The sequence below is a fragment of the Sphingomonas sp. SFZ2018-12 genome (assembly GCF_022496715.1).
In the GTDB taxonomy this organism is placed as follows: Bacteria; Pseudomonadota; Alphaproteobacteria; order Sphingomonadales; family Sphingomonadaceae; genus Sphingomonas.
On record NZ_WTFM01000002.1, the window covers coordinates 569,202 to 592,902 of the forward strand.

General features: G+C 68.0%; 21 protein-coding genes. 10 read left to right on the forward strand and 11 right to left on the reverse strand.

Features of this window, described 5'->3' with window-relative positions:
• Positions 1–76: 76 nt before the first annotated feature.
• The 6 genes from GO308_RS11765 (at position 77) to GO308_RS11790 (ending at position 7,495) form a co-directional block, all read left to right on the forward strand.
• On the forward strand, positions 77–2,365 hold the full coding sequence (locus tag GO308_RS11765; RefSeq protein WP_240885819.1) for a DUF2460 domain-containing protein: 2,289 nt from the start codon (positions 77–79) through the stop codon (positions 2,363–2,365).
• Complete coding sequence (locus GO308_RS11770) at positions 2,362–3,177, forward strand: DUF2163 domain-containing protein (protein WP_240885559.1); 816 nt, start codon at positions 2,362–2,364, stop codon at positions 3,175–3,177. Before GO308_RS11765 ends, GO308_RS11770 begins: the two co-directional genes overlap by 4 nt.
• Positions 3,174–3,581 (forward strand): peptidoglycan endopeptidase, encoded by a 408-nt coding sequence (locus GO308_RS11775; RefSeq protein ID WP_240885560.1) that lies wholly within the window; start codon positions 3,174–3,176, stop codon positions 3,579–3,581. Before GO308_RS11770 ends, GO308_RS11775 begins: the two co-directional genes overlap by 4 nt.
• Positions 3,582–5,759: a phage tail protein gene (locus tag GO308_RS11780; RefSeq protein ID WP_240885561.1), complete on the forward strand. Its 2,178-nt coding sequence runs from the start codon at positions 3,582–3,584 to the stop codon at positions 5,757–5,759.
• A 7-nt stretch (positions 5,760–5,766) separates the two neighbouring features.
• Positions 5,767–6,285: a DUF2793 domain-containing protein gene (locus GO308_RS11785; protein WP_240885562.1), complete on the forward strand. Its 519-nt coding sequence runs from the start codon at positions 5,767–5,769 to the stop codon at positions 6,283–6,285.
• A gap of 106 nt (positions 6,286–6,391) precedes the next feature.
• Positions 6,392–7,495 (forward strand): OmpA family protein, encoded by a 1,104-nt coding sequence (locus tag GO308_RS11790; RefSeq protein WP_240885563.1) that lies wholly within the window; start codon positions 6,392–6,394, stop codon positions 7,493–7,495.
• Between the two features lie 320 nt (positions 7,496–7,815).
• On the opposite strand, the gene GO308_RS11795 is transcribed toward GO308_RS11790, so the two are convergent.
• The 6 genes from GO308_RS11795 to GO308_RS11820 form a co-directional block, all read right to left on the reverse strand.
• Positions 7,816–8,187, reverse strand: coding sequence for a hypothetical protein (locus GO308_RS11795; protein ID WP_240885564.1), 372 nt, complete (start codon positions 8,185–8,187; stop codon positions 7,816–7,818).
• Positions 8,187–8,615: a TIGR01244 family sulfur transferase gene (locus GO308_RS11800; protein WP_240885565.1), complete on the reverse strand. Its 429-nt coding sequence runs from the start codon at positions 8,613–8,615 to the stop codon at positions 8,187–8,189. Before GO308_RS11800 ends, GO308_RS11795 begins: the two co-directional genes overlap by 1 nt.
• Positions 8,616–8,867 (reverse strand): hypothetical protein, encoded by a 252-nt coding sequence (locus tag GO308_RS11805; RefSeq protein ID WP_066482305.1) that lies wholly within the window; start codon positions 8,865–8,867, stop codon positions 8,616–8,618. It abuts the gene before it with no gap.
• Positions 8,864–10,633 carry a DNA helicase RecQ gene (gene recQ, locus GO308_RS11810; RefSeq protein ID WP_066549212.1) on the reverse strand — a complete coding sequence of 590 codons (1,770 nt, stop codon included), beginning with the start codon at positions 10,631–10,633 and terminating at the stop codon, positions 8,864–8,866. The genes GO308_RS11805 and recQ overlap by 4 nt, the downstream gene beginning before the upstream one ends.
• A 92-nt stretch (positions 10,634–10,725) precedes the next feature.
• Positions 10,726–11,703, reverse strand: a complete 978-nt coding sequence (locus GO308_RS11815) for an alpha/beta hydrolase (protein WP_240885566.1) — start codon at positions 11,701–11,703, stop codon at positions 10,726–10,728.
• 22 nt (positions 11,704–11,725) lie between these two features.
• Positions 11,726–13,552, reverse strand: coding sequence for an ABC transporter ATP-binding protein/permease (locus GO308_RS11820; protein ID WP_240885567.1), 1,827 nt, complete (start codon positions 13,550–13,552; stop codon positions 11,726–11,728).
• A gap of 130 nt (positions 13,553–13,682) precedes the next feature.
• Here GO308_RS11820 and GO308_RS11825 point away from each other — a divergent pair, with 130 nt between their 5' ends.
• Together GO308_RS11825 and GO308_RS11830 are read left to right on the forward strand one after the other, a co-directional pair.
• A complete protein-coding gene (locus GO308_RS11825; protein WP_240885568.1) occupies positions 13,683–13,916 on the forward strand; it encodes a hypothetical protein in 234 nt (77 codons plus the stop codon).
• Positions 13,917–13,992: 76 nt separating this feature from the next.
• Complete coding sequence (locus GO308_RS11830) at positions 13,993–14,385, forward strand: hypothetical protein (protein ID WP_240885569.1); 393 nt, start codon at positions 13,993–13,995, stop codon at positions 14,383–14,385.
• A gap of 107 nt (positions 14,386–14,492) precedes the next feature.
• Here GO308_RS11830 and GO308_RS11835 read toward each other — a convergent pair whose 3' ends face one another.
• From GO308_RS11835 to crtY, 5 genes are all read right to left on the reverse strand, one after another.
• Complete coding sequence (locus GO308_RS11835) at positions 14,493–15,452, reverse strand: phytoene/squalene synthase family protein (protein WP_240885570.1); 960 nt, start codon at positions 15,450–15,452, stop codon at positions 14,493–14,495.
• The gene (locus GO308_RS11840; RefSeq protein WP_240885571.1) at positions 15,449–16,030 is read right to left on the reverse strand and encodes a TIGR00730 family Rossman fold protein; all 582 of its coding nucleotides are present in this window, start codon (positions 16,028–16,030) and stop codon (positions 15,449–15,451) included. Before GO308_RS11840 ends, GO308_RS11835 begins: the two co-directional genes overlap by 4 nt.
• 434 nt (positions 16,031–16,464) lie before the next feature.
• Positions 16,465–16,950 (reverse strand): hypothetical protein, encoded by a 486-nt coding sequence (locus tag GO308_RS11845; RefSeq protein ID WP_240885572.1) that lies wholly within the window; start codon positions 16,948–16,950, stop codon positions 16,465–16,467.
• Positions 16,951–17,143: 193 nt separating this feature from the next.
• A complete protein-coding gene (locus GO308_RS11850; protein ID WP_240885573.1) occupies positions 17,144–18,622 on the reverse strand; it encodes a phytoene desaturase in 1,479 nt (492 codons plus the stop codon).
• On the reverse strand, positions 18,619–19,803 hold the full coding sequence (gene crtY, locus GO308_RS11855; protein ID WP_240885574.1) for a lycopene beta-cyclase CrtY: 1,185 nt from the start codon (positions 19,801–19,803) through the stop codon (positions 18,619–18,621). Before crtY ends, GO308_RS11850 begins: the two co-directional genes overlap by 4 nt.
• A 228-nt stretch (positions 19,804–20,031) precedes the next feature.
• Between crtY and GO308_RS11860 the strand changes: the two genes are divergently transcribed.
• Together GO308_RS11860 and GO308_RS11865 are read left to right on the forward strand one after the other, a co-directional pair.
• Complete coding sequence (locus GO308_RS11860) at positions 20,032–22,428, forward strand: TonB-dependent receptor (protein WP_240885575.1); 2,397 nt, start codon at positions 20,032–20,034, stop codon at positions 22,426–22,428.
• A 245-nt stretch (positions 22,429–22,673) separates the two neighbouring features.
• Entirely contained in the window at positions 22,674–23,690 is a 1,017-nt protein-coding gene (locus GO308_RS11865; RefSeq protein ID WP_240885576.1) for an ATP-binding protein, read from the forward strand.
• Positions 23,691–23,701 lie beyond the last annotated feature (11 nt).

Genomic DNA, 23,701 nt, shown 5'->3' on the forward strand with positions numbered 1-23,701 from the left:
CGTCCGGGCTGGCGGCCCCGGCCTTCGCCGGGGCGACCCTTTGGGGGCAACGGAGGTAGGCGTGGGGCATTGGTTGATGCGGGCGCGGACGGTGCAGGACGAGGGCGTGCTGACGCGGTTCGATCCGCGGTACTGGACGGTCAATTTCCCGCGACCGATGATGGCGAGCGTCGTGACGACCGCGCCGGACGCGATGCGCGTCGATGCGGTCTTCTATCGCGCCGACGATCTGGCCGGGCTGATCTGGGAAGCGGAGGACCGTTGGGACCATCCCCTGCTCCGTTATGCGACCGACCGCGATTTTCGGGGGTGTCGACTGCGCTTTCGCTGGCGGTCGGCGGGCATCCTGCCGCTGGATGCGATCAACGGCCCGACGCTGACGATCGAGGGGCGCGATGCGGCGGGCGCGCCGCGCGCCTGGTATGTCCGGCTGTGGAACTATGCCACCGGCATGCCCGAGGATGCGACGATCACGCTCGACTTCGCGGCGCTGAACGGCGGATTCCTGTTGCCGGGCGAGGCCGATCCGGTGTTTGCGGGCGATGTCGACCGCATGTTCATCTCGCTGGTGCCGCCGGGCTATACCAACGGCGATGCGTTGTTGCCCGTGCCCGCCGAGGGTTGGGCGGAGCTGACCGAGATCCGTTGCGATGGGCCGGGATCGTCGCTGGCGATCGGCGATGCAATCGTGCCCGAACATGGGCTGGGCATCGCCAACGGCTATGACGACACCTATAACCTGACCCCGGCGCGGGTGCTGCACAACGCGCTTCATCTCGGCTATCGCGATGCGATCGTCCATTATGTCGGCATGAGCCACTATTTCCGGCTCGAGGCCTCGGGTGACCAATTGCTGGTCAGCCTGAATGGCGGGGCGCTGAATGCGCCATGCATCGCGTGGCACCGCGACTTTGCTCGGCGGGCGGCCGAGCTGGATTACGAGATCATCTGGTCGCTGAGCTACGAATTGTTCGACGCGCATTGCTGGGGCGACTGGAAGCAGCGCGCCTGGGACGGATCGCCGGCGCTGACCGGATGGGTGCCGCCATCGACGCTGTTGTCGCCGGCGAGCGCGGCGGCGATGAGCTATCTGCGCGCGGTGGCGCTGGCCTTTGTCGCGATTGCCGCCGACGGCGGGGCGCGGGTGCGGTTTCAGATCGGCGAGCCGTGGTGGTGGCTGATGCTCGACGGACGGCCATGCCTCTACGACGATGCCGCGCGCGCGGCGTTCGGGGGTGCGCCGCCGGAGATTGCGAACGTCAAGGCGCCGCTGTCGGCCGCGCAGATCGCGCTGCTCGACCAGGCGGGGGCGATGCTGGCGCAATCGACTGCGGCACTGGCTGACGCGGTGCGGGCGGCGGCGCCGGGGGCAGAGCTGCTGCTGCTCGCCTATCTGCCCACCATCCTCAACGAAGCGGCGCCCGAGTGGAAACGCGCGGCGCTGCCGGTCGGCTGGGCAAGCCCGGCGTTCGATGTGCTGCAGCTCGAGGATTATGACTGGGCGGCGACCGGCAATACGGGCGCAAGCGCGCGGGCGGTGGCGGCGGCGACCGTTCGGCTGGGCTATCCGGTCGAGCGGCAACATTATTTTTCGGGCTTCGTGCTGAAGCCCGAGGATGCGCCGCAATGGGCAGCGATCGACGCGGCCGCCGAAGTGGCGCGGGCGCGCGGCGTCGCGGCGACCTTCATCTGGGCGCTGCCGCAGATGATGCGCGACGGCTTCATTCATTTCGATGTGGAGGAGGATGCGGTGACGCCGTTCGACGACGTGCTGTTCCCGTTGGCGCTGGGGCGTGAGGCGGAAGTGATCCCCGAATGGTCGACCGCGATCGTCAGCAGCGCGGGCGGACAGGAAAAGCGCAACGCCAACTGGGCGGCGGCGCGAACGCGGTACGATGCCGGGCCGGGCGTGCGATCGGAAGCCGACATCGCCGAACTGCTCGCCTTCTTTCGCGCGCGGATGGGGCCGGCGCGCGGCTTCCGCCTGCGCGACCCGTTCGACGCATCGTCGCGCGACGATGATGGTGCGCCCGGCCCGACCGACCAGGCGCTGGGGGCCGGTGACGGCGTGACGACGCGCTTTGCGCTGATCAAGCGGTACGGCGAGACCGAGCGGCGCATCACCCGGCCGGTAGCGGGCAGCGTGCGCGTCGCGATCGATGGGGTCGAGACCGGCGCGTTCGTGGTCGAAGCGGGCGGATGGCTGTCGCTCGACAACGCGCCGCCCGACGGTGCGATCGTCACTGCGGGCTTCCGGTTCGACGTGCCGGTGCGTTTCGCCGAGGACCAGTTGAGCGTCAGCCGCGCGACGTTCCTGGCGGGCGTGGCGGCCAGCGTGCCGCTGGTCGAGGTGCGCGAGGCATGAGCATCGACTGGCTGGCCGGCGAGGTGACCACGCTGGCGCTGTGCTGGCGGATCGAGCGGCGCGATGGCGTGGCGATCGGGCTGACCTCGCACGATCGCGACCTGGTTCGCGATGGGCTGATCTATCGGGCTGCGCCGGGCATGACGCCGTCGGCGATCCAGCGCAGCGACGCGCTCGACGCTGATACGATGGAGGTGCGCGGTGCGATCGACCACGGGACGATCAGCGCCACCGACCTGATCGCCGGACGCTGGGACGGCGCGCGCGTGACGATCACGGCGGTCGACTGGACGCAGCCCGGCCATCAGGCGGTGCCGCTGGGCGAGGGCGAGATCGGTGCGGTCGAGCTGGCCGATACGGGGTTCGCGGCCGAGCTGACGGGCATCGCCGCGCTGCTGGACGCGCCGGCGAGCGAGGAGACATCGCCGACGTGCCGCGCGGAGCTGGGCGACCGGCGTTGCCGGGTGGCGATGGCTGCGCGCGCACGGGTTGGTCAGGTGACCGACGCGCAGGACGAGGTGCTGACCCTCGACATCGCCGAGCCGGTCGCCAATGGCTGGGCGGGCGGGCGCATCCGCTGGCTGACCGGCGCTAATTCGGGGCTGGCCGAGGAGGTCGTGGCATCGGACGGCAACGTGGTGACGCTGCGCCGCCCGCCGCGCTTTGCGAGCGGCGACGCGCGGATCGAGATCACCGAGGGGTGCGACAAGCGGCTGGAGACCTGCCGCGACCGTTTTGCCAACGCGGCCAATTTCCGCGGCGAACCGCACTTGCCGGGCATCGACCTGCTCACGCGCTATCCGGGCGGATGAACGAGGCGCGGATCGTCGCGGCGGCGCGCGCCGCCGTCGGCGCGCCCTTTCGGCTGCACGGCCGGACGATCGCGCACGGGCTCGACTGTGTGGGGCTGGTCGCGCTGGCGCTGGCGGGCGCGGGATATTCAGGGCCGGTGCCCACAGGCTACGCGCTGCGCACCGGAGAAGCCGGGATCGGCGACGACTGGGCCAGGCTGGCCGGGCTGGAACCCGGCCCCGCCGGTGCGGGCGCGATCCTGCTGGTCCAGGCCGGGCCGGGCCAGCTGCACCTGGCGATCGACAGCGGCACGGGGGTGATCCACGCCGACGCGTGGCTGCGCCGCGTCGTCGAGCGACCGGGCGCGCCGCCATGGCCGATCCGTCGTCGCTGGCATTATCGGACGGGGTTGGAGGACAGCTAGATGGCGACCTTGGTACTGACGGTGGCGGGCGGCGCGATCGGCGGGCCGATCGGCGCGGCGGTCGGATCGCTGCTGGGCCAGGCGGTCGACAATGCGGTGCTGTTCCGGCCGGGACGGCGCGAGGGGCCACGCCTGACCGAACTGGCGGTCCAGACGTCGAGCTATGGTACGGCCATTCCCCACATCTTTGGAACGATGCGCGTTGCCGGATCGGTGATCTGGTCGACCGACCTGATCGAGGCGCGCGGCCGCAGCGGCGGCGGAAAGGGTGTCGCGGCGACCACCACCTACAGTTATTCGGCGTCCTTTGCGGTACTGCTGTCGGCACGGCCGGTGCGCGAGGTACGACGGATCTGGGCCGACGGACGGCTGTTGCGCGGCGCGGCAGGCGATTTCAAGAGCGAGGTCGCGGACTTTCGGTTGCATCGCGGCGACGAGGCGCAGGCCGTCGACCCGCTGATCGCGGCGGTCGAGGGAAGCGCGGCGACACCCGCTTATGCCGGCTGCGCCTATGTCGTGTTCGAGCAGCTTCAGCTGGCGGATTTCGGCAATCGTCTCCCTTCGCTGACCTTTGAAGTCGTGGCGGAGGCGTTGCCACTGGACGTCGGCACGATCCTGGCAGAGGTCGGCGAGGGGCAGATCACCCCCGCGCTGACCGGCGAAACGGTGACGGGCTATTCGGCATATGGTTCGACGATCCGCGGGCTCGCGGAAGGTCTGGCGAGCGCCTACGGCCTGTGGTTCGTCGCGGAGGACGGCGGATTGCGCCCCGATGCCGGAACCGGCGCAGCGCGGCTGATCCGCGACGCGGGCGCTGCGGTGGAAGGCGCGCGGGCAGGCGCGGCACGTCGGCAGCGCCGTATCGCGTCCGCGCAAACGACGCCCGGCACGGTCACGGTCGCGCATTATGACGCCGCACGCGATTACCAGTCGAGTGTCCAGCGCATCGTGCGTACTGGGGCCGCGCGGCGCGTACTGCGCATCGACCTTCCCGCCGTGGTGACGCCTGGCGACGCACGCCGGCTCGCGGGACAGGCGTTGATCCGCGCCGACCGCGAGCGCGAGCAGCGCCGGGTGACGCTGGACTGGCGCGATATCGACATCGCGCCCGGATCGCGGGTCGCCATCGAGGGCGAGCCCGGGGTCTGGCGCGTGACCGGCTGGACCCTGGAAGCGATGACGGTCGTGCTCGAGCTGCGGCGCATCACCGGCGCGGGGGTGATCGACGCCGGTTCTTCGGGCCGGGTCGCGCCCGCGCCCGATCTGGTCCACGGGCCCACCGTTCTGGCGATCGCCGAGGCGCCGCTGATCGACGATGCACTGGTCGAGCGCGCGCAGTTGCTGATCGCGGCCGCCGGCACGTCGTCGGGCTGGCGCGGCGCGGCGATCGCGACGAGTCCCGATGGCGCGCGCTGGACGCCGCAAGGCCGCACGGCCCCGCCGAGCGTGATCGGCAGCGTCGCGACGCCGCTGCGCGAAGGTCCCGCCACGATCGAGGACCGGCGGAATGAGATCGTCGTCGCACTCCTGAACGCGGCGATGATGCTGGAAGATGCGGATGACCGTGCTTTGGCGGCAGGTGCCAACGCGGCGCTGATCGGGGATGAGCTGGTGCAGTTCGGATCGGCCGTGCCGCTGGGGGCGAACCGATGGCGGCTGTCGCGCCTGTGGCGCGGACGGCGCGGCACCGAATGGGCGATCGGCACGCATCAGCCGGACGAGCGCTTCGTCCTGCTCGACCGCGACGCGTTGCGGTCGATCGATCTGTCGCCCGCGCTGATTGGCGTCGACATGCAGGTCGAGGCGAGCGGGATCGGCGACCGGCCCGACCCGTCGCGCGCGACGGTCCGGATCGATGGTCGGTCGCTGGTGCCGCCCGCGCCGGTCCATGGCACGTGGCAACGCACGCCGGGCGACGCCCTAATGCTGTCGTGGCGGCGCCGCGGCCGCAGCGGCTGGACCTGGATAGACGGCGCCGATGTGCCGCTGGGCGAAGACGCGGAACGCTATCGGGTCACGTTGCACCGGGCGGATGGCGACGTGGTGGTGGCCGAGGTGTCCATGCCGGCCCTGGCCGTTGACGATCCCGCCGTCGCCGCGGCGCTGGCGAGCGCCGAGGTCAGACAGCTCGGCACGCATGGCGCATCCCGCCCGCTGATCATCTCCGCACAGCAATGACCCGTTCATGAAAGGTGAACCCATGGATGACGACAAGACCCCCCGGTTCTCGCTGCCGATGCTCTATGCCGGTCAGGCGCAGAAGGAACTGACGCACAACGAGGCCCTGGTCGCGATCGACACGCTGCTCCACCTCGTGGTGCGCGGGACGACCGGGCTGCCTCCGGAAGATCCCACGCCTGGCGACTGCTGGATCGTCGGTGCGCCAGCGACCGACGTCTGGACCGGACGGGAGGGCCAGATTGCGACCTGGACGACCGGCGGCTGGCGGCACCACGTGCCCACCGTCGGCATGTCGGCATGGTCGATCGTCGACGGAGTCATGCTGACATGGCTGGGTGCGGAGTGGTCGCAGGGCGAGCTTCGCGGTACCCGTTTCCAGGTCGCGGGCATGCAGGTCGTCGGGGCGCGCCAGCCCGCGATCGCGGACCCATCCGGCGGTGCGGTGGTGGACCAACAGGCGCGTGCCACGATCGCCGCACTACTTTCCGCACTCCGCGCACATGGTCTGATTGCTGCAGCTTGATTGTGTCTATCGCGCAACAACGGACGATATTGTGCGCTTGCACGGAAACTAACACCCGAGTAGGGAGTTTGCGCTGTCCGTAGGACAACCAGGAAAGGGGATTACAATGCGGAAGCTTGCCATCACATTGGCGCTTGCGACTACCGCGCTCGCTACTCCCGCCCTCGCCCGCGACAACGCGTGGTATGTGGGCGTCGAAGGCGGCGCGATGATCGTTGAAGATCATGATTTCGACCTGTCGAGCACTGGCCAGAACATCCTGTCCACCGACAATGACTATGGCTGGGATGTCGATGCCACGATCGGCTATGACTTCGGGCCGTTCCGCGTCGAAGCCGAAGTCGGCTATCGCGAAGCGAGCGTCGATGCGCACCAGCTGACCATCCCGGTCGGCGGCGTTCCGGCGGGCATCTACGAGAATCCGGCCACGGGTGACTCGTCGGCGTTGAGCTTCATGGCCAACGGCCTGATCGACTTTGGGCCCGACGACGGTGCTCAGGGCTTTGTGGGCGGCGGCGTCGGTGTCGCGCGCGTCAAGTACAGCGATTTCGGCGTTCTGCCGCGCGTTCTGCTCGACGACAGCGACACGGTCTTTGCCTGGCAGGTTCTGGCCGGTGTGCGCGCGCCGCTCTCCGACAATGTCGACGTCAGCGTGAAGTATCGCTTCTTCAACGCCGATGACGTGACCGTTGTCGCGGCCACCGGTGCGAGCCTCGACTCGCGCTTCCGGTCGCACAGCATCCTCGGCGGCCTGACCTTCAACTTCGGCGAGCCCGCGGCACCGCCGCCGCCTCCGCCTCCGCCGCCGCCGCCTCCCCCGCCGCCTCCGCCTCCGCCGCCTCCGCCGCCGGAAGTGGTCTGCACCCCGGGGCCGTACATCGTGTTCTTCGAATGGGACAAGTCGGACATCACGCCTGAGGCGGCCGGCATCCTCGACAACGCGGTGTCGAACTATCAGTCGTGCGGCAATGCGCAGGTCATGCTGGCCGGCCACGCCGACAAGTCGGGTGCCGCGAGCTACAATGTCGGTCTGTCGCAGCGTCGCGCCGATGCGACCCGCGCTTATCTGAGCTCGCGTGGCATCCCGGATGGCGTGATCACGACCGAAGCGTTCGGCGAAAGCCGTCCGCGCGTGGACACCGCCGATGGCGTGCGTGAACTGCAGAACCGCCGGGTGGAAATCACCTACGGTCCGGGTTCGGGCATGTAATCAATCCGCAAGGGTTGAAACGAATTGGGGAGGTCGGGAAACCGGCCTCCCTTTTTCTTTCCGCCTCGCGACCGGCGTGATGTCCTTGCGCATGATGACTCTGCACGGAATCAACCTTCGTCTCCCCGGTCTTGTGCCGGGGTCCGCGGGGTGACACGCCACAACTGTCGAAGCTACGCGGCGCGGTGGACCCCGGCACGGGGCCGGGGTGGCGAGAAAGTCGTTAGAGCGCGCGTCGACCTAACTTCATCACGCCCTAGGTGGACGACCCCGCGCGCCGCGTCTTGCCGGGCTGAGTGATCTCACCCGCACATGAATGATCAGAACTCGCTCACCTCCGTCGGGTAAGGCCTGGCGAGTTTGATGCGGCCGAACCACGGGTCGCCGCTATCGACCTCGATCCCCTCCGGCGTCTCGTGCCGATGCGGCGGCGTGAGGAAATACCTCGCCGCGATGCGTGCGCCGAGCATCTTGAGCAACACGATGTCGCCGTCGATCCCCGTGACGACGGCGGCGCGATTGTCCTTCGCCAGCGCTACCGAATGCGCGGCGAAGCCGGCCACCGTCTGCTCGGCCACCCGCATCGCAGCCGCTTCGTCGAGTGGATCGGGAATGCCAAGGCCCAAACCCCTCGCCATCGCCGCAAGCATCAGGATGGCGGCGAGCGAGCCGAGCAGCAGCGCGGCGTCCATCAACCTCGCGCAAGCTGATCGAGCAGCGGCTGTATGGGCGACAGGTCGTAGCCGGCCGCCGCAGCCAGATCGATGATCTCGGCGACCGGCGTGCCCTCGCGCGCGGCCGCCAGCCCCCAGAGATAGCAAGAGCGCGTGCCCGACCGGCAAAAGGCGAGTACCGGTCCATCGGCCTCCGCGCGGACGGCGATCATCGCCTCGACCTGCGGCAGCGAAAAGCCGGCATGCGTCACCGGGATCGCATGATAGCGCAGTCCCGCGGCCTCCGCGGCCGCGCGGATCGCGGCGCCATCTGGCTGACCCGGCTCCTCATCGTCAGGCCGGTTGTTGACGATGGCGCGGTAACCGAGCGCGGCGACCTGCACCAGATCGCCGACCTGCACCTGAGGCGCGACGGCTATCATAGGGTCGATCGGTCGGATCTGCATTCAATCCTCGAGAGCATGTTCGGCGAGCACGGCCTGAACCGTCGCGCTGCGCCGATACTTGAGTTCCAGACGCGCCCGTTTGCGCGCCAGACCTCTGCAACTCTGCGCGATCTTGCGCTCAAGTTCGCGGGCACGCGCGGCATCATAGGGCTCTTCGCCCCGAAAATGCGCGCAGCTTTCATGTTGCTCGACGAACCGGGTCACGTCGCGCGGCAACGGGTCCAGCGGGATCGCGAGCCAGAACGGAATCATGCGCCGGTGCGTATCACGTCGAGAAATGCCTGGCCATAAGCGTCGAGCTTGCGCGCGCCGACGCCACTGATCCGCCCCATCTCGGCCAGCGAGGCGGGCTTCTGCAACGCCATATCGCGCAGCACCGAATCGTGGAAGATGACATAGGGGGGCAGGGCGGCAGCCGCGGCGAGCTCGCGACGCTTGCTGCGCAGCGCCTCATAGAGCGGGTTGCCGACGGGCGCGGCGATTGCCCCGGCGCGGCCGCGGGCGGCGCGCAGGCGCTTGGGCGGGACGATGATCGCGACCTCGGCCTCGCCCTTCAGGATTGCGCGCGCGTCGCCCGCCAGCATCAGCCCGCCATGTTCGTTGGCGACCAGGCTGCCGCGGGCCTGCAATGCGCGCGCCACCGGCCGCAGCAGCGACGCCTCCGCGCCGTCGACGATGCCATGCACCGACAGGCGGTCGTGGCCCAGCCGCTCGATACGTTCATCGCGGCCGCCGACCAGCACCTTTTCGAGATGGCCGATACCGAAGCTCTGTCCGGTGCGATAGGCCGCGGATAACAGCTTGCGCGCAAGCTCGGTCGCGTCGCGAACCGCCGGCGGGTTGAGGCAATGGTCGCAATTGCCGCACCGTTCGGGCGGGTCCTCGCCGAAATGCCTCAGCAACACGGCGCGTCGGCATCCCGGCGTTTCGACCAGCGTCACCAGCGCATCGAGGCGCGCGCGCTCGCCCGGGTGGCGTGCGGGTTCGACCTCGGCAATGCGCTGGCGCGCACGGACGAAATCCTCCGCGCCCCATAACAGATGCGCGATCGCGGGATCGCCGTCCCGCCCGGCGCGGCCGGTTTCCTGATAATAGGATTCGATCGACTTGGGCAGCGCGGCGTGGATGACGAAGCGGACGTCGGGCTTGTCGATCCCCATGCCGAACGCGACGGTCGCGACGATGATCATGTCTTCGGATGCGACGAACGCCGACTGGTTGGACGCGCGCACCGCCGGTTCGAGCCCGGCATGATAGGGCAGCACCGGCCGCCCGGTCAGCGCCGCGATCTGGCCCGCGAGCTTCTCCACCCCGTTGCGCGTCGGGGCGTAGACAATGCCGGGACCCTCGGTCGCGCGGACGATCTCGGCGATCTGGCGCGCCGCGGAATCGCGCGGCGAGATCGCATAATGGATGTTGGGTCGGTCGAACCCGGCCACGATCAACCCGTCGGCACCGATGCCGAGCTGGTCGAGGATGTCGGCGCGCGTATGCCGGTCCGCAGTGGCGGTCAGCGCCAGCCGCGGCACGTCGGGGAATGCATCCATCAGCGGGCGGAGCAGCCGGTAGTCGGGGCGGAAATCATGCCCCCATTCGCTGACGCAATGCGCCTCGTCGATCGCGAACAGGCTGAGCGGCGATTGATTGAGCAACTGACGAAAGCCGTCGCCCGACGCGCGCTCGGGTGCGACATAGAGCAGGTCGAGCGCGCCCGCGCGGAAGCGGTCGATCGTCTCCGCACGGTTGGTGTCCACCGATGTCAGCGCGGCCGCACGGATACCCAGCGCCTGCGCGGCACGGAGCTGGTCGTGCATCAGCGCGATCAGCGGCGAAATTACCACGCACGTTCCGGGCAGCATCACCGCCGGCAGCTGATAGGTGAGCGACTTGCCTGCCCCGGTCGGCATCACCGCCAGCGTCCGTACGCCCGCCAGCACGCGATCGATCACCTGCGCCTGCACGCCGCGAAACGCGCTGAAGCCGAAGGTCGATTGAAGGACGCGCAACGGATCGGACATTGCCGTCGCTATCCCGCGCGCGCCCGGATGCGGCAACCCCCTTTCCCGGTCGCGCGCGCCACTTTGTTGTGGACGGCGCGATGCCGGGGTGTTCAGCGCGTGGCCATGCGCGCCGCGACGCTTCGGACGAAGGCGGCGGTCTCATCCGGCCGGGTGACGGGCAGCATGTGCCCGCCCGCGATCAGCTCGACGGTCGCCCCGGGCAGCTGCCCGGCGGCTTCCTCGCCGTGATAGATCGCGTCGAGCACCGCGTCGTCGCGGCCATAGAGGATCGCGACCGGCACCCCGATCTCGGCATAGCGCGGAGCGAGCGCGGCCATCTCGTCATGCGCGATGCTCAGTTCGAACGCGCCGGCACGATAGCTTTGCGGGCGCAGCGCCAGCGCACCGCCGCCGCGCGTCGCGAAATCGGCCGGCACCGGATCGGGGGCAAAGATCGCCTGCGCGGTCGCCGGACCGGTAAAGGTGCCCGCCGGTACCGCGAGCGTCCACGAGATCAGGCCACGCAGCGCCGCCGGGGCGGTAAGTGCGCGAAACACCGATGGCGGCGTGTCCTGTGGCCGGGCGAGTGGCGCCACCAGCGCCAGCGCGCCCACCCGATCCGGATGATGGACGGCCATCGCCAGCGCAACCGCACCGCCCAGCGAATGGCCCACGACCAGCGGCCGCTCCAGACCCAGCGCACCGATCAGCTCGGCGATCATGCCGGCCTGCGCGACGATGCCGGGTCGCGTGCTGCCGGTCAGCGTCGAATGCCCCCAGCCGGGCCGGTCGACACAGATGACGCGATGGTCGCGCGCCAGCCGCCCGGTCAGCGAATGGGTGAAATTGCGCAGCTGGCCCATCAGCCCGTGGATCATCACGATCGGCGGGCCGCTGCCCTGGTCGGTATAGTGCAGCCGCGCGCCGGGGACGTCGATGAACCGACCGTCCGTGGGCACCAGCTGCGTCGCGGTGCGCGCCGCCAGCGCCGACCACAGCGCCAGCCCGCCGCCGACCAGCCCGACTCCGGCCAGTCCGGTCCAGGCGGCGGTGCTTGCGCCGCGCGTCGACGTTCGATCGTTGGTCACTTCATCTCTCCTGGAATTGATCTCATTCGGCGGCCGCCAGCGCCTCCTCGCGCTCGGATGCCTGGCGGTTCCACATTTCGGCGTAGAGCCCGCCGCGCCGCAGCAGCTCGGCATGAGTCCCGCGCTCGGCAATCCGGCCCTGGTCGAGCACGACGATCTGGTCGGCATTGACGATCGTCGACAGCCGGTGGGCGATGACGATGGTCGTGCGCCCGCGCTCGATCGCCTCCAGCGTATCCTGGATCTCGGCCTCGGTCCGGCTGTCGAGCGCGCTGGTCGCCTCGTCGAGGATCAGGATCGGCGGGTTCTTGAGCAGCGTGCGCGCGATCGCCACGCGCTGCTTTTCCCCGCCTGAAAGTTTCAGGCCGCGCTCGCCGACGCGCGTGTCGTACCCGTCGGTCAGGCTGGCGATGAAGTCGCCGATCGCGGCACCGCGCGCCGCCGCCTCGACCTCGGCCTGATCCGCGCCCTCGCGGCCATAGGCGATGTTGTAACCGATCGTGTCGTTGAACAGCACGGTGTCCTGCGGCACGATGCCGATCGCCTGGCGCAGCGACGTCTGGGTCACCCGCGCGATATCCTGTCCGTCGATCGTCACCCGCCCGCCGGTCAGGTCGTAAAAACGGAACAGGATGCGCGCGAGCGTCGACTTGCCCGCGCCTGACGGCCCGACCACCGCCAGCGTGCTGCCCGCCGGGACGACCAGGTCGATGCCCTTCAGGATCAGGCGGTCGGGATTATAGCCGAAGGTCACCTGCTCGAACCGCACCTCGCCGTCCGACACGCGCAGGTCGGGCGCGCCCGGCACGTCGACGATCTCGGCCGGCGCGTCGACCAGGTCGAACATCGCGCCCATGTCGATCACCCCCTGACGGATGGTGCGATAGACCCAGCCCAGCATGTCGAGCGGGCGGAACAGCTGGCTCAGCAGGGTCGAGACGAGCACCACGTCACCCGCGCTGAACCGGCCGGTCGACCAGCCCCAGGCGACCATCGCCATGCCGAAGCCCAGCATCGCGTTGGTGATCACCGACTGGCCGATGTTCAGCCAGGCGAGCGAGTTTTCCGACTTGGTCGCCGCGCTGGCATAGGCGGTCATCGCGCGCTCGTAGCGCGCGGCCTCGCGGGCTTCGGCGTTGAAATACTTGACCGTTTCGAAATTGAGCAGCGAATCGACCGCATGCGCGACCGCGCCGGTGTCCAGGTCGTTCATCCGCTCGCGCAGCTTGGCGCGCCAGTCGGTCACCCAGCGGGTGAACGCGATGTAGAAGACCACCATTCCCATCGTCGGCACGACCAGCCACCAGCCGAAGCGCGATCCGAAGATCTGCAGCACCAGCCCGAGCTCGAGGATGGTCGGCGCGATGTTGAACAACAGGAAATACAGCATCGTGTCGATGCTCTTGGTGCCGCGCTCGACCACCTTGGTGATTGCGCCGGTGCGCCGCTCCAGGTGAAAGCGCAGCGACAACTGGTGCAGGTGGCGGAACACGTTCGACGCCAGCCGCCGGGTCGCGTCCTGCCCGACGCGCTCGAACACCGCGTTGCGCAGATTGTCGAACATGACGGTGAACAGCCGGGCTGCGGCATAGCCGATCACCAGCAGCAGGACGAGCATCGCCGCCCCGCGATCGTCGGTCGACATGCGGTCGACCGCGCCCTTCAGCGCGAACGGCGCGGCATAGACCTGGATCAGCTTCGAAATCACCACGAACACCAGCGCGCCGACGATCCGCGCCTTCAGCGCCGGGGCGTCCCGCGGCCACAGATAGGGCAGGAAGCGGCGCATCGTCGGGATCAGCGGCCGTTCGCGGGCGGCGTCGGCGGAGCTGGCGGTATCGGGCGGCATTGCGGCTAAAGGTGGGGGGAAAGGCCGCGACTTGCAATGCGATCTGTCCAGTCCCGGGCCGATCGGGCCGTCACGGCTTCGGAACCGTTCGGCCCATCAGGCATTGGTCGGGGTGAAGGGAGTGTCCGCAATGGATCCGATCGTCTACATCCTCGCCGTCATGGGCTGTGCCGACGATGGCGCGCGGTGCCAGCAGGCGCGGATCGAGCCCGTGGTCTATCGGAGCATCGCGCAGTGCCAGGCGGCGATGCCCGCGGTGCTGCCGCGACACACCGACCTGGCCTATCCGATGCTCTCGGGCGCGTGCCAGCAGCGCTCCGAACGCCAGGCGCAGATCGAGATCGCGCGCGCCTCGCGCGGCTGATCGGCGCGGCGGGTCTGCGCTTGCCCACCGCGTGATTTTGCGGGATGCTGCCCCGGTCGGCTGAGCGGGGGACGGCATGGCACGCAGGATCATCGGGACGATCATCGGCATCCTGGTTTTCGGACTGGCGACGACGCTGGTCCAGTTGCTTGGCCACATGCTTTACCCGCCGCCGCCGGGCGTCGACATGCGCAACGCCGCCGAAGTCGCGCGGATCGCGGCATCGATTCCGGTTTCGGCAAAGCTGATCGTGCTGCTGGCCTATCTGGTGGGGGGCGCGGCGGGCGCGTTCGCCGCGCTCAGGCTGTCGCGCTGGTCGCCATCGGCGTGGATCGTGCTCGCGCTGGCATGGGCCGGCAATGTGCTCAACCTCATGGCGATCCCGCATCCCCTGTGGATGGCGATCGGATCCTTCATCGCGCCGCTGATCGGGGTTCTCCTGGCACAGCGGCTGGCGCGCACCGGCTAGAGCATTTTCAAGTCAGGTGGAATCATCTGACGACTCGGAAAATGCGTTAACAGAACAACTTAGAGCGCTCGATCCGAGACAATCGGATCGGGAACCGCTCTAAGCGGTCAGCCGCCGGGCCGGCGCGGCCGGGTCCACAGCCCGGGCGGGCGCTGCGTCCCGGCAAACCGCCGCCGCCCCAGCGCCATCGCATAGGCGCGCACCACCCAGCCCAGTTTCTCCCGGCCCGACGTGAACACCCGCCGGTCCCACGCGCTGGCGCCCCGCCGCGCCACCTCGCGCGCGATATCGCCATAGATGCCCGCCGCAGCCAGCACCGCCCAGGCGGATCGCAGCCTCAGCCGGGGCGTGCCGCCGCGTGCGCTCAACTCATATTGCTGGGCACGTGTCGTCAGTCGCCCGGCCAGCACCACCAGCGCGTTGCGATGTGCGGGGGCCATGACGTCACGCTCGGGAATGCCGAACTCCGCCAGCCACTCGGCGGGCAGATAGCAGCGACCCGCTCCCGCATCCTCGCCGATGTCGCGGGCGATGTTGGCCAGCTGGAACGCCAGCCCCAGGTCGCACGCGCGGTCCAGCGTCGCCTCGTCCTCAGGGTCCACCCCCATCACCACCGCCATCATGCAGCCGACGACGCCGGCGACATGATAGCAATAGCGCATCAGGTCGTCCTCGCTTTGCGGCCGCCAGTCGGCGGCGTCGAGCGCGAAGCCGGCGATCAGGTCGCGCGCCATCGCGTGCGGCAGGCCGGTCTCCGCCGCGACGATGCGCAGCGCATCGAACGCCGCATCGCCGACCACCTCGCCCGCCAGCGCCAGCTCGGTGCGCTCCGTAATCAGCGCCAGCCGCGCCGCCGGGTCCGCCACCCGGGTCATGCCGTGGCCCATGTCCTGCCCGTCGGCCAGGTCGTCGCACGCCCGGCACCAGGCATAGAGCAGCCAGGCGCGCTCGCGCGTCGGCCGGTCGAACAACTTGCTGGCCACCGCAAAGCTGCGCGATCCGCGTGCGATCGTCTCGCCCGCGCTCGCGACGATCGCGTCGCGGCTGGGAAGGGCGGGCGCGCTCAAAGCTGCGCGCTGGTCATCCGCACGATCGGGGTGTGCGGGCGATAGGCGCGCATCCGATCGATCAGCCGGTCCAGGTCATCGTCGACGATCAGGATGTCGCGATGCTGCGGGCGCAGAAATCCGACCTCGGCCATCCGGTCGACGAACGCGATCAGCGGGTCGTAATAGCCCGCGACGTTGAGCAGCCCGACCGGATCACTGTGATACCCCAGCTGCGACCAGCTCATCGCTTCCCACAATTCGTCCATCGTGCCCGTGCCGCCCGGCAGGGTCAGGAACCCGTCGGACAGGTCGGTGAAACGCTGCTTGCGCTCGTGCATCGTCTGCACGACTTCCAGCCGGGTCAGCCCGCGATGCGCCACTTCGGCATCGACCAGCGCCTGCGGGATGATACCGATCACCTCGCCGCCCGCCGCCAACGCCGCGTCCGCGATCGCCCCCATCAGCCCCAGCCGCCCGCCGCCATAAACGACGGTGATGCCGCGCTCGGCCAGGGCCCGCCCGATCGCGCGCGCGGTCTCCAGATAAACGGGATCGGCAGGCGTCGCTGACCCGCAATAAACGGCCAGCGCCCTCATCGTGCTCGCTCCTGCGCGATGGAGGAGGCCAGGGAGCGGGAGTCTCGATCGTCAGTCATGCCCCCGCTCATGCCCACCCCTGACCCCTCCCGCAAGCGGCAGGGGCGAAGAAGATGCGCGCCCTTCCCTCCCCCTCCCGCCTGCGGGAGGGGCCGGGGGGTGGGACAGCGCAAAGCGCCGCCGCTCCGCCATGCATTCTGCCCCTGTTCCACACCCCGTTGGCTTAGAGCGAAGTCGAGAAGCCTTTGCGAGCGCGCGGACGCCCGCATCTCAACGTCCGCCCCCGGCGAAAGTTAAGTCTCGGAATAAGCGCTAGGCGATCGGACTAGGGTGAGGAGCGGTCTGTCCGCTTTCGGGAACCAGAGGTGGGAATGCTGCCGTTCTCAGGCCGACGATCGCAAACGCCTATTCTCGCCCACCAGCAGAAACGTCGGTCATTTAGCGGGCAGCGGTGCCAAGATGAAGGCCAGCACTTTCTGACCGCGCGAATTCGTCTGCTCGGTCACAAGCAAGAATTTGTTGTGCTTTGGCGCAGTCCACAATCGAACGAGCGCCCCGTCCGGTCCCTTCGTTGCCACTCCTTTCATTGCGCCAGGATGACGGACAGCCCAAGCGTCGACCAAGGCAATACCCTGTGCAAACGTCATGTTGGTCGGCGCCTGAACGAAGCATACCCGAGGGGCGTCCGATAAGCTGAGAATCAGCTCGCCCTGGATCAATATGGGTTGTCCGCCAACTTGATCACTTTTGAAGCCGTCCGCCTTTGCTGCTCTGGTGATTTGCGTTGATGTCGATCCCGCGATCAGCGGCTCGCAGTATCGACTCAGTGCGCTCTCAGCCGTGACCGGCGGAGAGGCGTGAAGGGGCACCCCGGCTGCGATACTGACACCAAGTGCCAATCCGCCCTGAATGATTTTCATCATGTAGTTCCGCTGATTAGATCGTGCCCGAGGTAACGGCAGACCTACTAAGGCAGGCTTAACGTGCGTTGGTCGAACCGCGCGCTTAGTCGCTTGAAATGAAGCGGTTGAATTGTGGAATATGATTGCTAGCCGACCGGCCGCCCTTATGAGCCTAAGGTCTAGGCAGGCGTGCTTCCACCCCACCCACTCCCTAAAGCAAATCCTCCAGCATCAGCCCGGCCGTCGCCTTCGCACTCCCCACCACGCCCGGAATCCCCGCGCCCGGATGCGTGCCCGCGCCGACGAAATACAGGTTCGGGATATGGTCGTCGCGGTTGTGCGCGCGGAAATACGCGCTCTGCGTCAGCACCGGCTCCAGGCTGAACGCGCTGCCCAGATGCGCGGACAGGTCGTTCGCGAAATCGGTCGGCATGTAGCTGAACTTGGTGACGATCCGCTCGTGGATGTCGGGGATCAGTCGCCGGCCGATCTCGTCCAGGATGCGCTTTTCATATTCCGGCCCGATCGCGTCCCAGTCGGCGGGAAACTTGCCCATGTGCGGCACCGGGGCGAGCGCATAGAAGGTCGAGCAGCCCTCGGGCGCCATCGACGGATCGGTGACCGTCGGGTGGTGCAGGTACAGGCTGAAATCCTGCGCCAGCACGCCATGATCATAGATGTCGGCCAGCAGCCCCTGATAGCGCGGGCCGAACAGGATGCTGTGGTGCGGAATGCCCGGCCACGTCCCCTTGATGCCGAAATGGACGACGAACAGCGACGGCGAAAAGCGTTTGTTCATCATCTTGGTCGCGGTGCGCTGGGCGCTGCGCGATCCGCGCAGCAGGTCGCGATAGCTGTGCACCAGGTCGCCGTTGCTGGCGACCGCGTCGACATCCATGTGGAACCCGTCGCGGGTGGTCAGGCCCGTCACGCGGTCGCCCAGCGTCTCGATGTCGATCACCGGGTCATTGAGGCGCACCTTGCCGCCCAGCCGCTCGAAATGCGTGATCATGCCCGCGATCAGCTTGTTGGTGCCGCCCATCGCGAACCACACCCCGCCGTCGCGTTCCAGCTTGTGGATCAGCGCATAGACCGAACTGGTCTTCATCGGGTCACCGCCGACCAGCAGCGTGTGGAACGACAGCGCCTGGCGGAGCTTCTCGTTCTTCACGAAGCTCGCGACGATCGAATAGACCGATCGCCACGCCTGGTGCTTGGCCAGCGCCGGTGCCGCCTTCAGCATCGACTTGAAGTCGAGGAAGGGGACATGCCCCAGCTTGACATAGCCTTCCTCATAGACGCCCGCCGAATACTCCAGGAACTTGGCGTATCCGGCCACGTCCTCGGGATTGAGCTTGGCGATCTCGGCGCGCAGCTCGGCGTCCATGTTGGAATAGTCGAAATTGGTGCCGTCGGGCCAGTTGAGCCGGTAAAAGGGCGATACCGGGACCAGGTGGACGTCCTCGGCCATGTCGTGGCCGGACAGCGCCCACAGCTCCTGCAGCGTGTCGGGCGCGGTGATGACGGTCGGGCCGGCGTCGAACACGAAGCCGTCCTTTTCCCAGTGATAGGCGCGGCCGCCCGGCTTGTCGCGCGCTTCGATGACCGTGGTGTCAATGCCCGCGGACTGCAGCCGGATGGCGAGCGCCAGCCCGCCGAACCCTGCGCCGATAACGGCAACCGTCTTCACCTTGCATTCTCCCATAACACGCGGATCGCCCGGCCGATCGGCACCGGCGGCTTGCCGGTCAGCACCCTGGCGCGGTCGAACATCGTCGATTGTCCGGCATAGAAGCGCGCGATCAGCCCCGCATCCAGCCGATAGAAACGCTCCAGTACCCGATAGCGGTCGTCCGGATCGGCCGCGCGGAACAGCATCGTCGTCAGCATCCGATAGAAGCCGCGCTTCGCCCAGGTCTCGGCGGCGTGATCGTGCAACAGCGTGTGCAGCGCCGCACCCGACAGGTCGCGCGCGCCGGCGACGCGGCTCGCCGCGCGCACCGCGTCGGGCAGCGAATAGCCGGTCAGCGGGTGGAACAGCCCGGCGCGCATCCCGCCCTTGGCCACGCCCGCGCCGCCCGATCGCCAATAGGCCTCGAAATCGCCGCCCATCGCGACCGGCAGCACGCCGGTTTCCTGGCGCCCGACCCGCTCGACCTGCCATCCGCGCGCGGCGGCATAGTCGGCGATGCGCCGCGACGCCGGATCGTCGTTGGCACCACCCGCAGGCCGGGGCAGGTCGGGCGTGTCGCTGTAATAGGTGTCCTCGACGAACATCCGGTCCGCCGCGAAGGGCAGGCAATAGACGAAGCGATAGCCGTCGATCTGTTCGACGGTCGCGTCCATCACCACCGGGTCGGGGGCGTCGTGGGGCGCGGCCAGGTGCAGCTCCTGCCCGACGAACTTCTGATAGCCCAGGTCCAGGTGGCGGATATCGCCGATCCCGCGGCAATCGATCACCCCGCCCGCGTCGATCCGCGTGCCGTCGGCCATCGCCACATGGGTCGGTCCCACCTCGCGCACATCGGCGTCGAGCAGGATCGTGCCTTCGGGCAGCGCGGCGCGGACAATCGGGTCCAGCCGGTGCGACTCGATGCTGTAATAGGGCGCGGTCAGGTGCCGGCGGTGCGCGGGGAAGGCGACCTCATATTTCGTCCAGCCGTGACTGACCAGCGGCGCGACCAGCCAGCGATCGCCATCGGCAATGTCGCTGGCAAAGAATGACCACAGGTGATTGCCGCCGATCCGGTCGCTTCGCTCGATCAGGCGGAGGGTGACTTCGGGCCGCCTGCGCGCCAGCGCCATCGCGAACAGCGCCCCCGCCAGGCCCCCGCCGACGATCGCGACATCACAAGTGGGATGGTCCGGCATCCTCCTGCGCCTAGCGGATCGCCGATGCCCGTGAAAGCCCCGGTCTTTGGGCTAGGCGCGCGCCGCCGCCGATCGCCGCCGACTGCGCGCGTGCGCGGTGCCGCCGCCTAGTGTATTGTGCCCGAAACGCCACAGGCCGCAAGTAAAGGGCCGGGGTTTGACTTGGCTTCTTGTTGGCCCCCGGCAACAGTTTACAGTTCTGTGACGATAATAACCGGGAGGATAGATATGAACCGTCATCACGCGCCGCGCCTTCGCGCGCTGGCCATGGGCGTCTCGCTGGCCGCATTGCTGGTCGCGCCCGCCGCGCTGGCGCAGACCGCCGCCGCCGATCCGCAGGACGACGCCGCGCAGGATGCCGACATCGTCGTCACCGCGACGCTGCGCGACACCAGCCTTCAGGACGTGCCCTTCTCGATCAACGCCCAGACCGAAGCCGACATCCAGCGTTCGGGTGCCACGACGCTCGAGGACCTGTCGCGCAACGTCGCCGGCCTCACCATCCAGAATCTCGGGCCGGGGCAGAGCCAGGTGGCGATCCGCGGCGTCTCCGCCGGCCAGGTCGTCCGCGACCAGCCCGGCGTCAAGGAACAGGTCGGCGTCTATCTCGACGACAGCGCCATCTCGCTGTCGCTGTTCACCCCCGATCTCGACCTGTTCGACCTCAACCGCGTGGAAACGCTGCGCGGCCCGCAGGGCACGCTGTTCGGCTCGGGCTCGGTCGGCGGCACCATCCGCTACATCACCAACCAGCCGCGCACCGACCGGGTCGAGGGTACGGTGGAGGCCAATCTCAACCTGGTCGACGGCGACGATGTCGGCGGGCATGTGAAGGGCGCGGTCAACCTGCCGCTCGGCCCGACGCTCGCGGTCCGCGCGGTCGGCTATTACACCCGCTATGGCGGCTTCATCGACGCGCTGGGCGAGGGCGGGGCGCGTGACGAGAACGTCAATTCGGGCGAGCGCATCGGCGGCCGCATCGCGCTGTTGTTCGAGCCGACCGACACCATCTCGATCACCCCGCGCGTGCTGTACCAGGAAATCACCGCCGACGGTTTCAACCGCCAGGAGGTGTACAACCTGTTCGGCAACCAGTTCACCACCACCCGCCCCCGCGTCGCCTTTGACGAGCGCGAGCAATATCTGCTGCTGGGCGAGCGGTTCCGCGACGAAACCTTCATCGCCGACCTGACCGGCCGGGTCGATCTGGGCGGCGTCGCGCTCACCTCGATCACCACCTATATCGACCGCAACATCCTCGCCTCGCGCGATGCGAGCGCGCTGACCGGATCGGTGTCGGTCGATCTCGGCTATCCGGCGGCGGCAGTGCTGTTGCCCTCCAACCTGCGCGACACGACCGAGCTTGAGACCTTTACCCAGGAACTGCGCCTGCAATCCAACGGCTCGGGCCCGTTCCAGTGGCTGATCGGCGGCTTCTACACCGAAATCGACCGCGTCTATCGCCAGCTGCTGCCGACGCCCGGCTATGACGCCGCGACCGATGCGGCGCTGGGCGCGGGCACGTCGGCGTCGGTGCGCAACGGCTTCGGCCCGGACTCGCCCTACAACGCCTTCCTGCCCTACGACATCCAGCAAAAGGCCGTGTTCGGCGAGGCCAGCTATGATTTCGGACGGCTGACGCTGACCGCGGGCGGGCGCTATTACGACTTTGAGGAGACGCGCAGCTTCGTCTCGGGCGGGCTGTTCGCCAATGGTGACAACCGCACCGACACGACCAAGTCCGACGGCTTCACCCCGCGCTTCCTCGCCAGCTTCGAGGCGGCGGACAATGTCACCATCAATGCCCAGGCGTCGAAGGGCTTCCGGCTGGGCGGCGTCAACGATCCGCTCAACATCCCGCTGTGCACCCCGGGCGACGCCGCGCTGTTCGGTGGGTTCCAGGATTATGACGACGAAACGCTGTGGAACTACGAAGTCGGCGTGAAGTCGCGCTTCGCCGGGGTCACGCTCAACGCCGCCGCCTTCTATACCGACATTTCCAATCTTCAGGTGACGCTGGACGCCGGCTCATGCTCGTCGCGCATCGTGTTCAACGTCGACGAAGCCCACACCCAGGGGATCGAGGTCGAACTGACCGCCTCGCCATTGCCCGGCCTCGACCTCGCGCTCAGCGGCACGTTGCTCGAATCCGAATTCGATTCGACCCTGCCCGAACCGCTGGCGACCACCACCGGCATTCGTGAGGGCAATCGCCTGCCCTCGGTGCCCGAATTCCAGCTGTCGGCCAACGCGACCTATACCTACCCGCTGGGCAGCGACGCGGACGGCTTCATCACCGCCAGCTTCCAGCATGTCGGCACGCGCTACACCCAGCCCAGCGATCAGGAAAACAACCCGCGCACCTTCGTCCACGGCCTGCCCTTCGGCGGCGCGCCGGCGACGGCGGCGACGACGCTCGACCTCGAACTGCCCGATTACCAGCTGTTCAACCTGTCGGCCGGCGTCGAATTCGGCCGCGGCCTGTCGCTGATCGCCTATGTCAACAACCTGTTCGACGAAAACCCGCTCTTGTCGTTCGACCGCGAACGCGGCGGCCGCGCCCGCCTGGGCTTCAACGTCGGCCAGCCGCGCACGTTCGGCGTGACCGCGCGGCAGAAGTTCTGATCGGGGAGGGCCCGGGGGGGTGGCGTGAGTGCTGCCCCCGGTTCGCGGTGCGTGGCGTCTGGTTGTGGGTCGGCTGCGGAATGGCAGTTTTTTTTGCTGGTTTGTCGCGAATGCGGACGGTTTACTCGCGCCTCAGAACACTCCCATAGGGCTAGGCGCAACAGGGGCGTCACAAATTCACTATCTCGACAGCTCCAATATGCTATTGCGTCTTTTAGGGGCATGCTAGGGCGAAAGGAGAAGCAATGCCGGCGGCAAAGCAGGTGATTGCACTTCTCTCAGGGCATCTGGATGGAGACGCCGAGCGCGTCTTCACCGTGGCGCTGCAGATCGCTGCTACCGAGGCGCGTCAGGGGCATATCAAGACCGCCGATACACTGCGCAAGCTTGTGGACACCGCGCGCTCGAACCAGAGCGAGCGATCGGCGGTTCCGCGGCTCGCGGTCGCGACGCCTCTCAGCAAGCCACGTGGCGAAATTGAAGAACTTATTCATGCCGCGCACAGTGCCACGCGCCTCGCCGACATGACCCTGACCGATAGCCTGCGCGCCCGCCTCGATCGTCTCGTTGGCCAGCAGCAGCAGCGAGGACGGCTGCGCGAGTTTAATCAGCGGCCGAGTTCGCGCCTATTGCTCGTGGGGCCACCAGGATCTGGCAAGACACTGACCGCGAGTGCGCTGGCAGGCGAGCTGCATCTGCCGCTTTTCACCGTACGCCTTGAAAGCGTCATCACGCGCTTTCTAGGCGAAAGTGCCGGAAAGCTCCGGCTGGTGTTCAACCAGATCGCGCAGATGCGGGGTGTGTATCTATTCGACGAGTTCGATGCGCTGGGCGGCAAGAGGGGCAGCAGCAACGATGTCGGCGAGATTCGCCGGGTGCTGAATTCCTTCCTCCAATTCCTCGAAGAACCGAACGCTACCGACAGCGTCGTGGTTGCCGCGACGAATCATCCCGAACTGCTCGATCGTGCGCTGATCCGCCGCTTCGATGAGATCATTGAATATGGTCTGCCTGACGCCTTAGGCGTGCGGGCGATGCTCGAGCATCGCCTAAGCAGCATGGTCGGGCGCAAGATCGGCTGGAGTGAGGTATTGCCGCTCGCTGAGGGGCTTAGCCAATCTGAACTCGCCCGCGTCGCTGAAGAAGCGATGAAAGAAGCCATTCTGGCAGGTAAAAAGACGGTTGCAACGTCAGACCTACTCGCCGCGCTCACCGCGCGGCGGACAATGCGTGAAGCGGTAGCGGACATTTTCAAAGAATAGGTCCGTGCCCA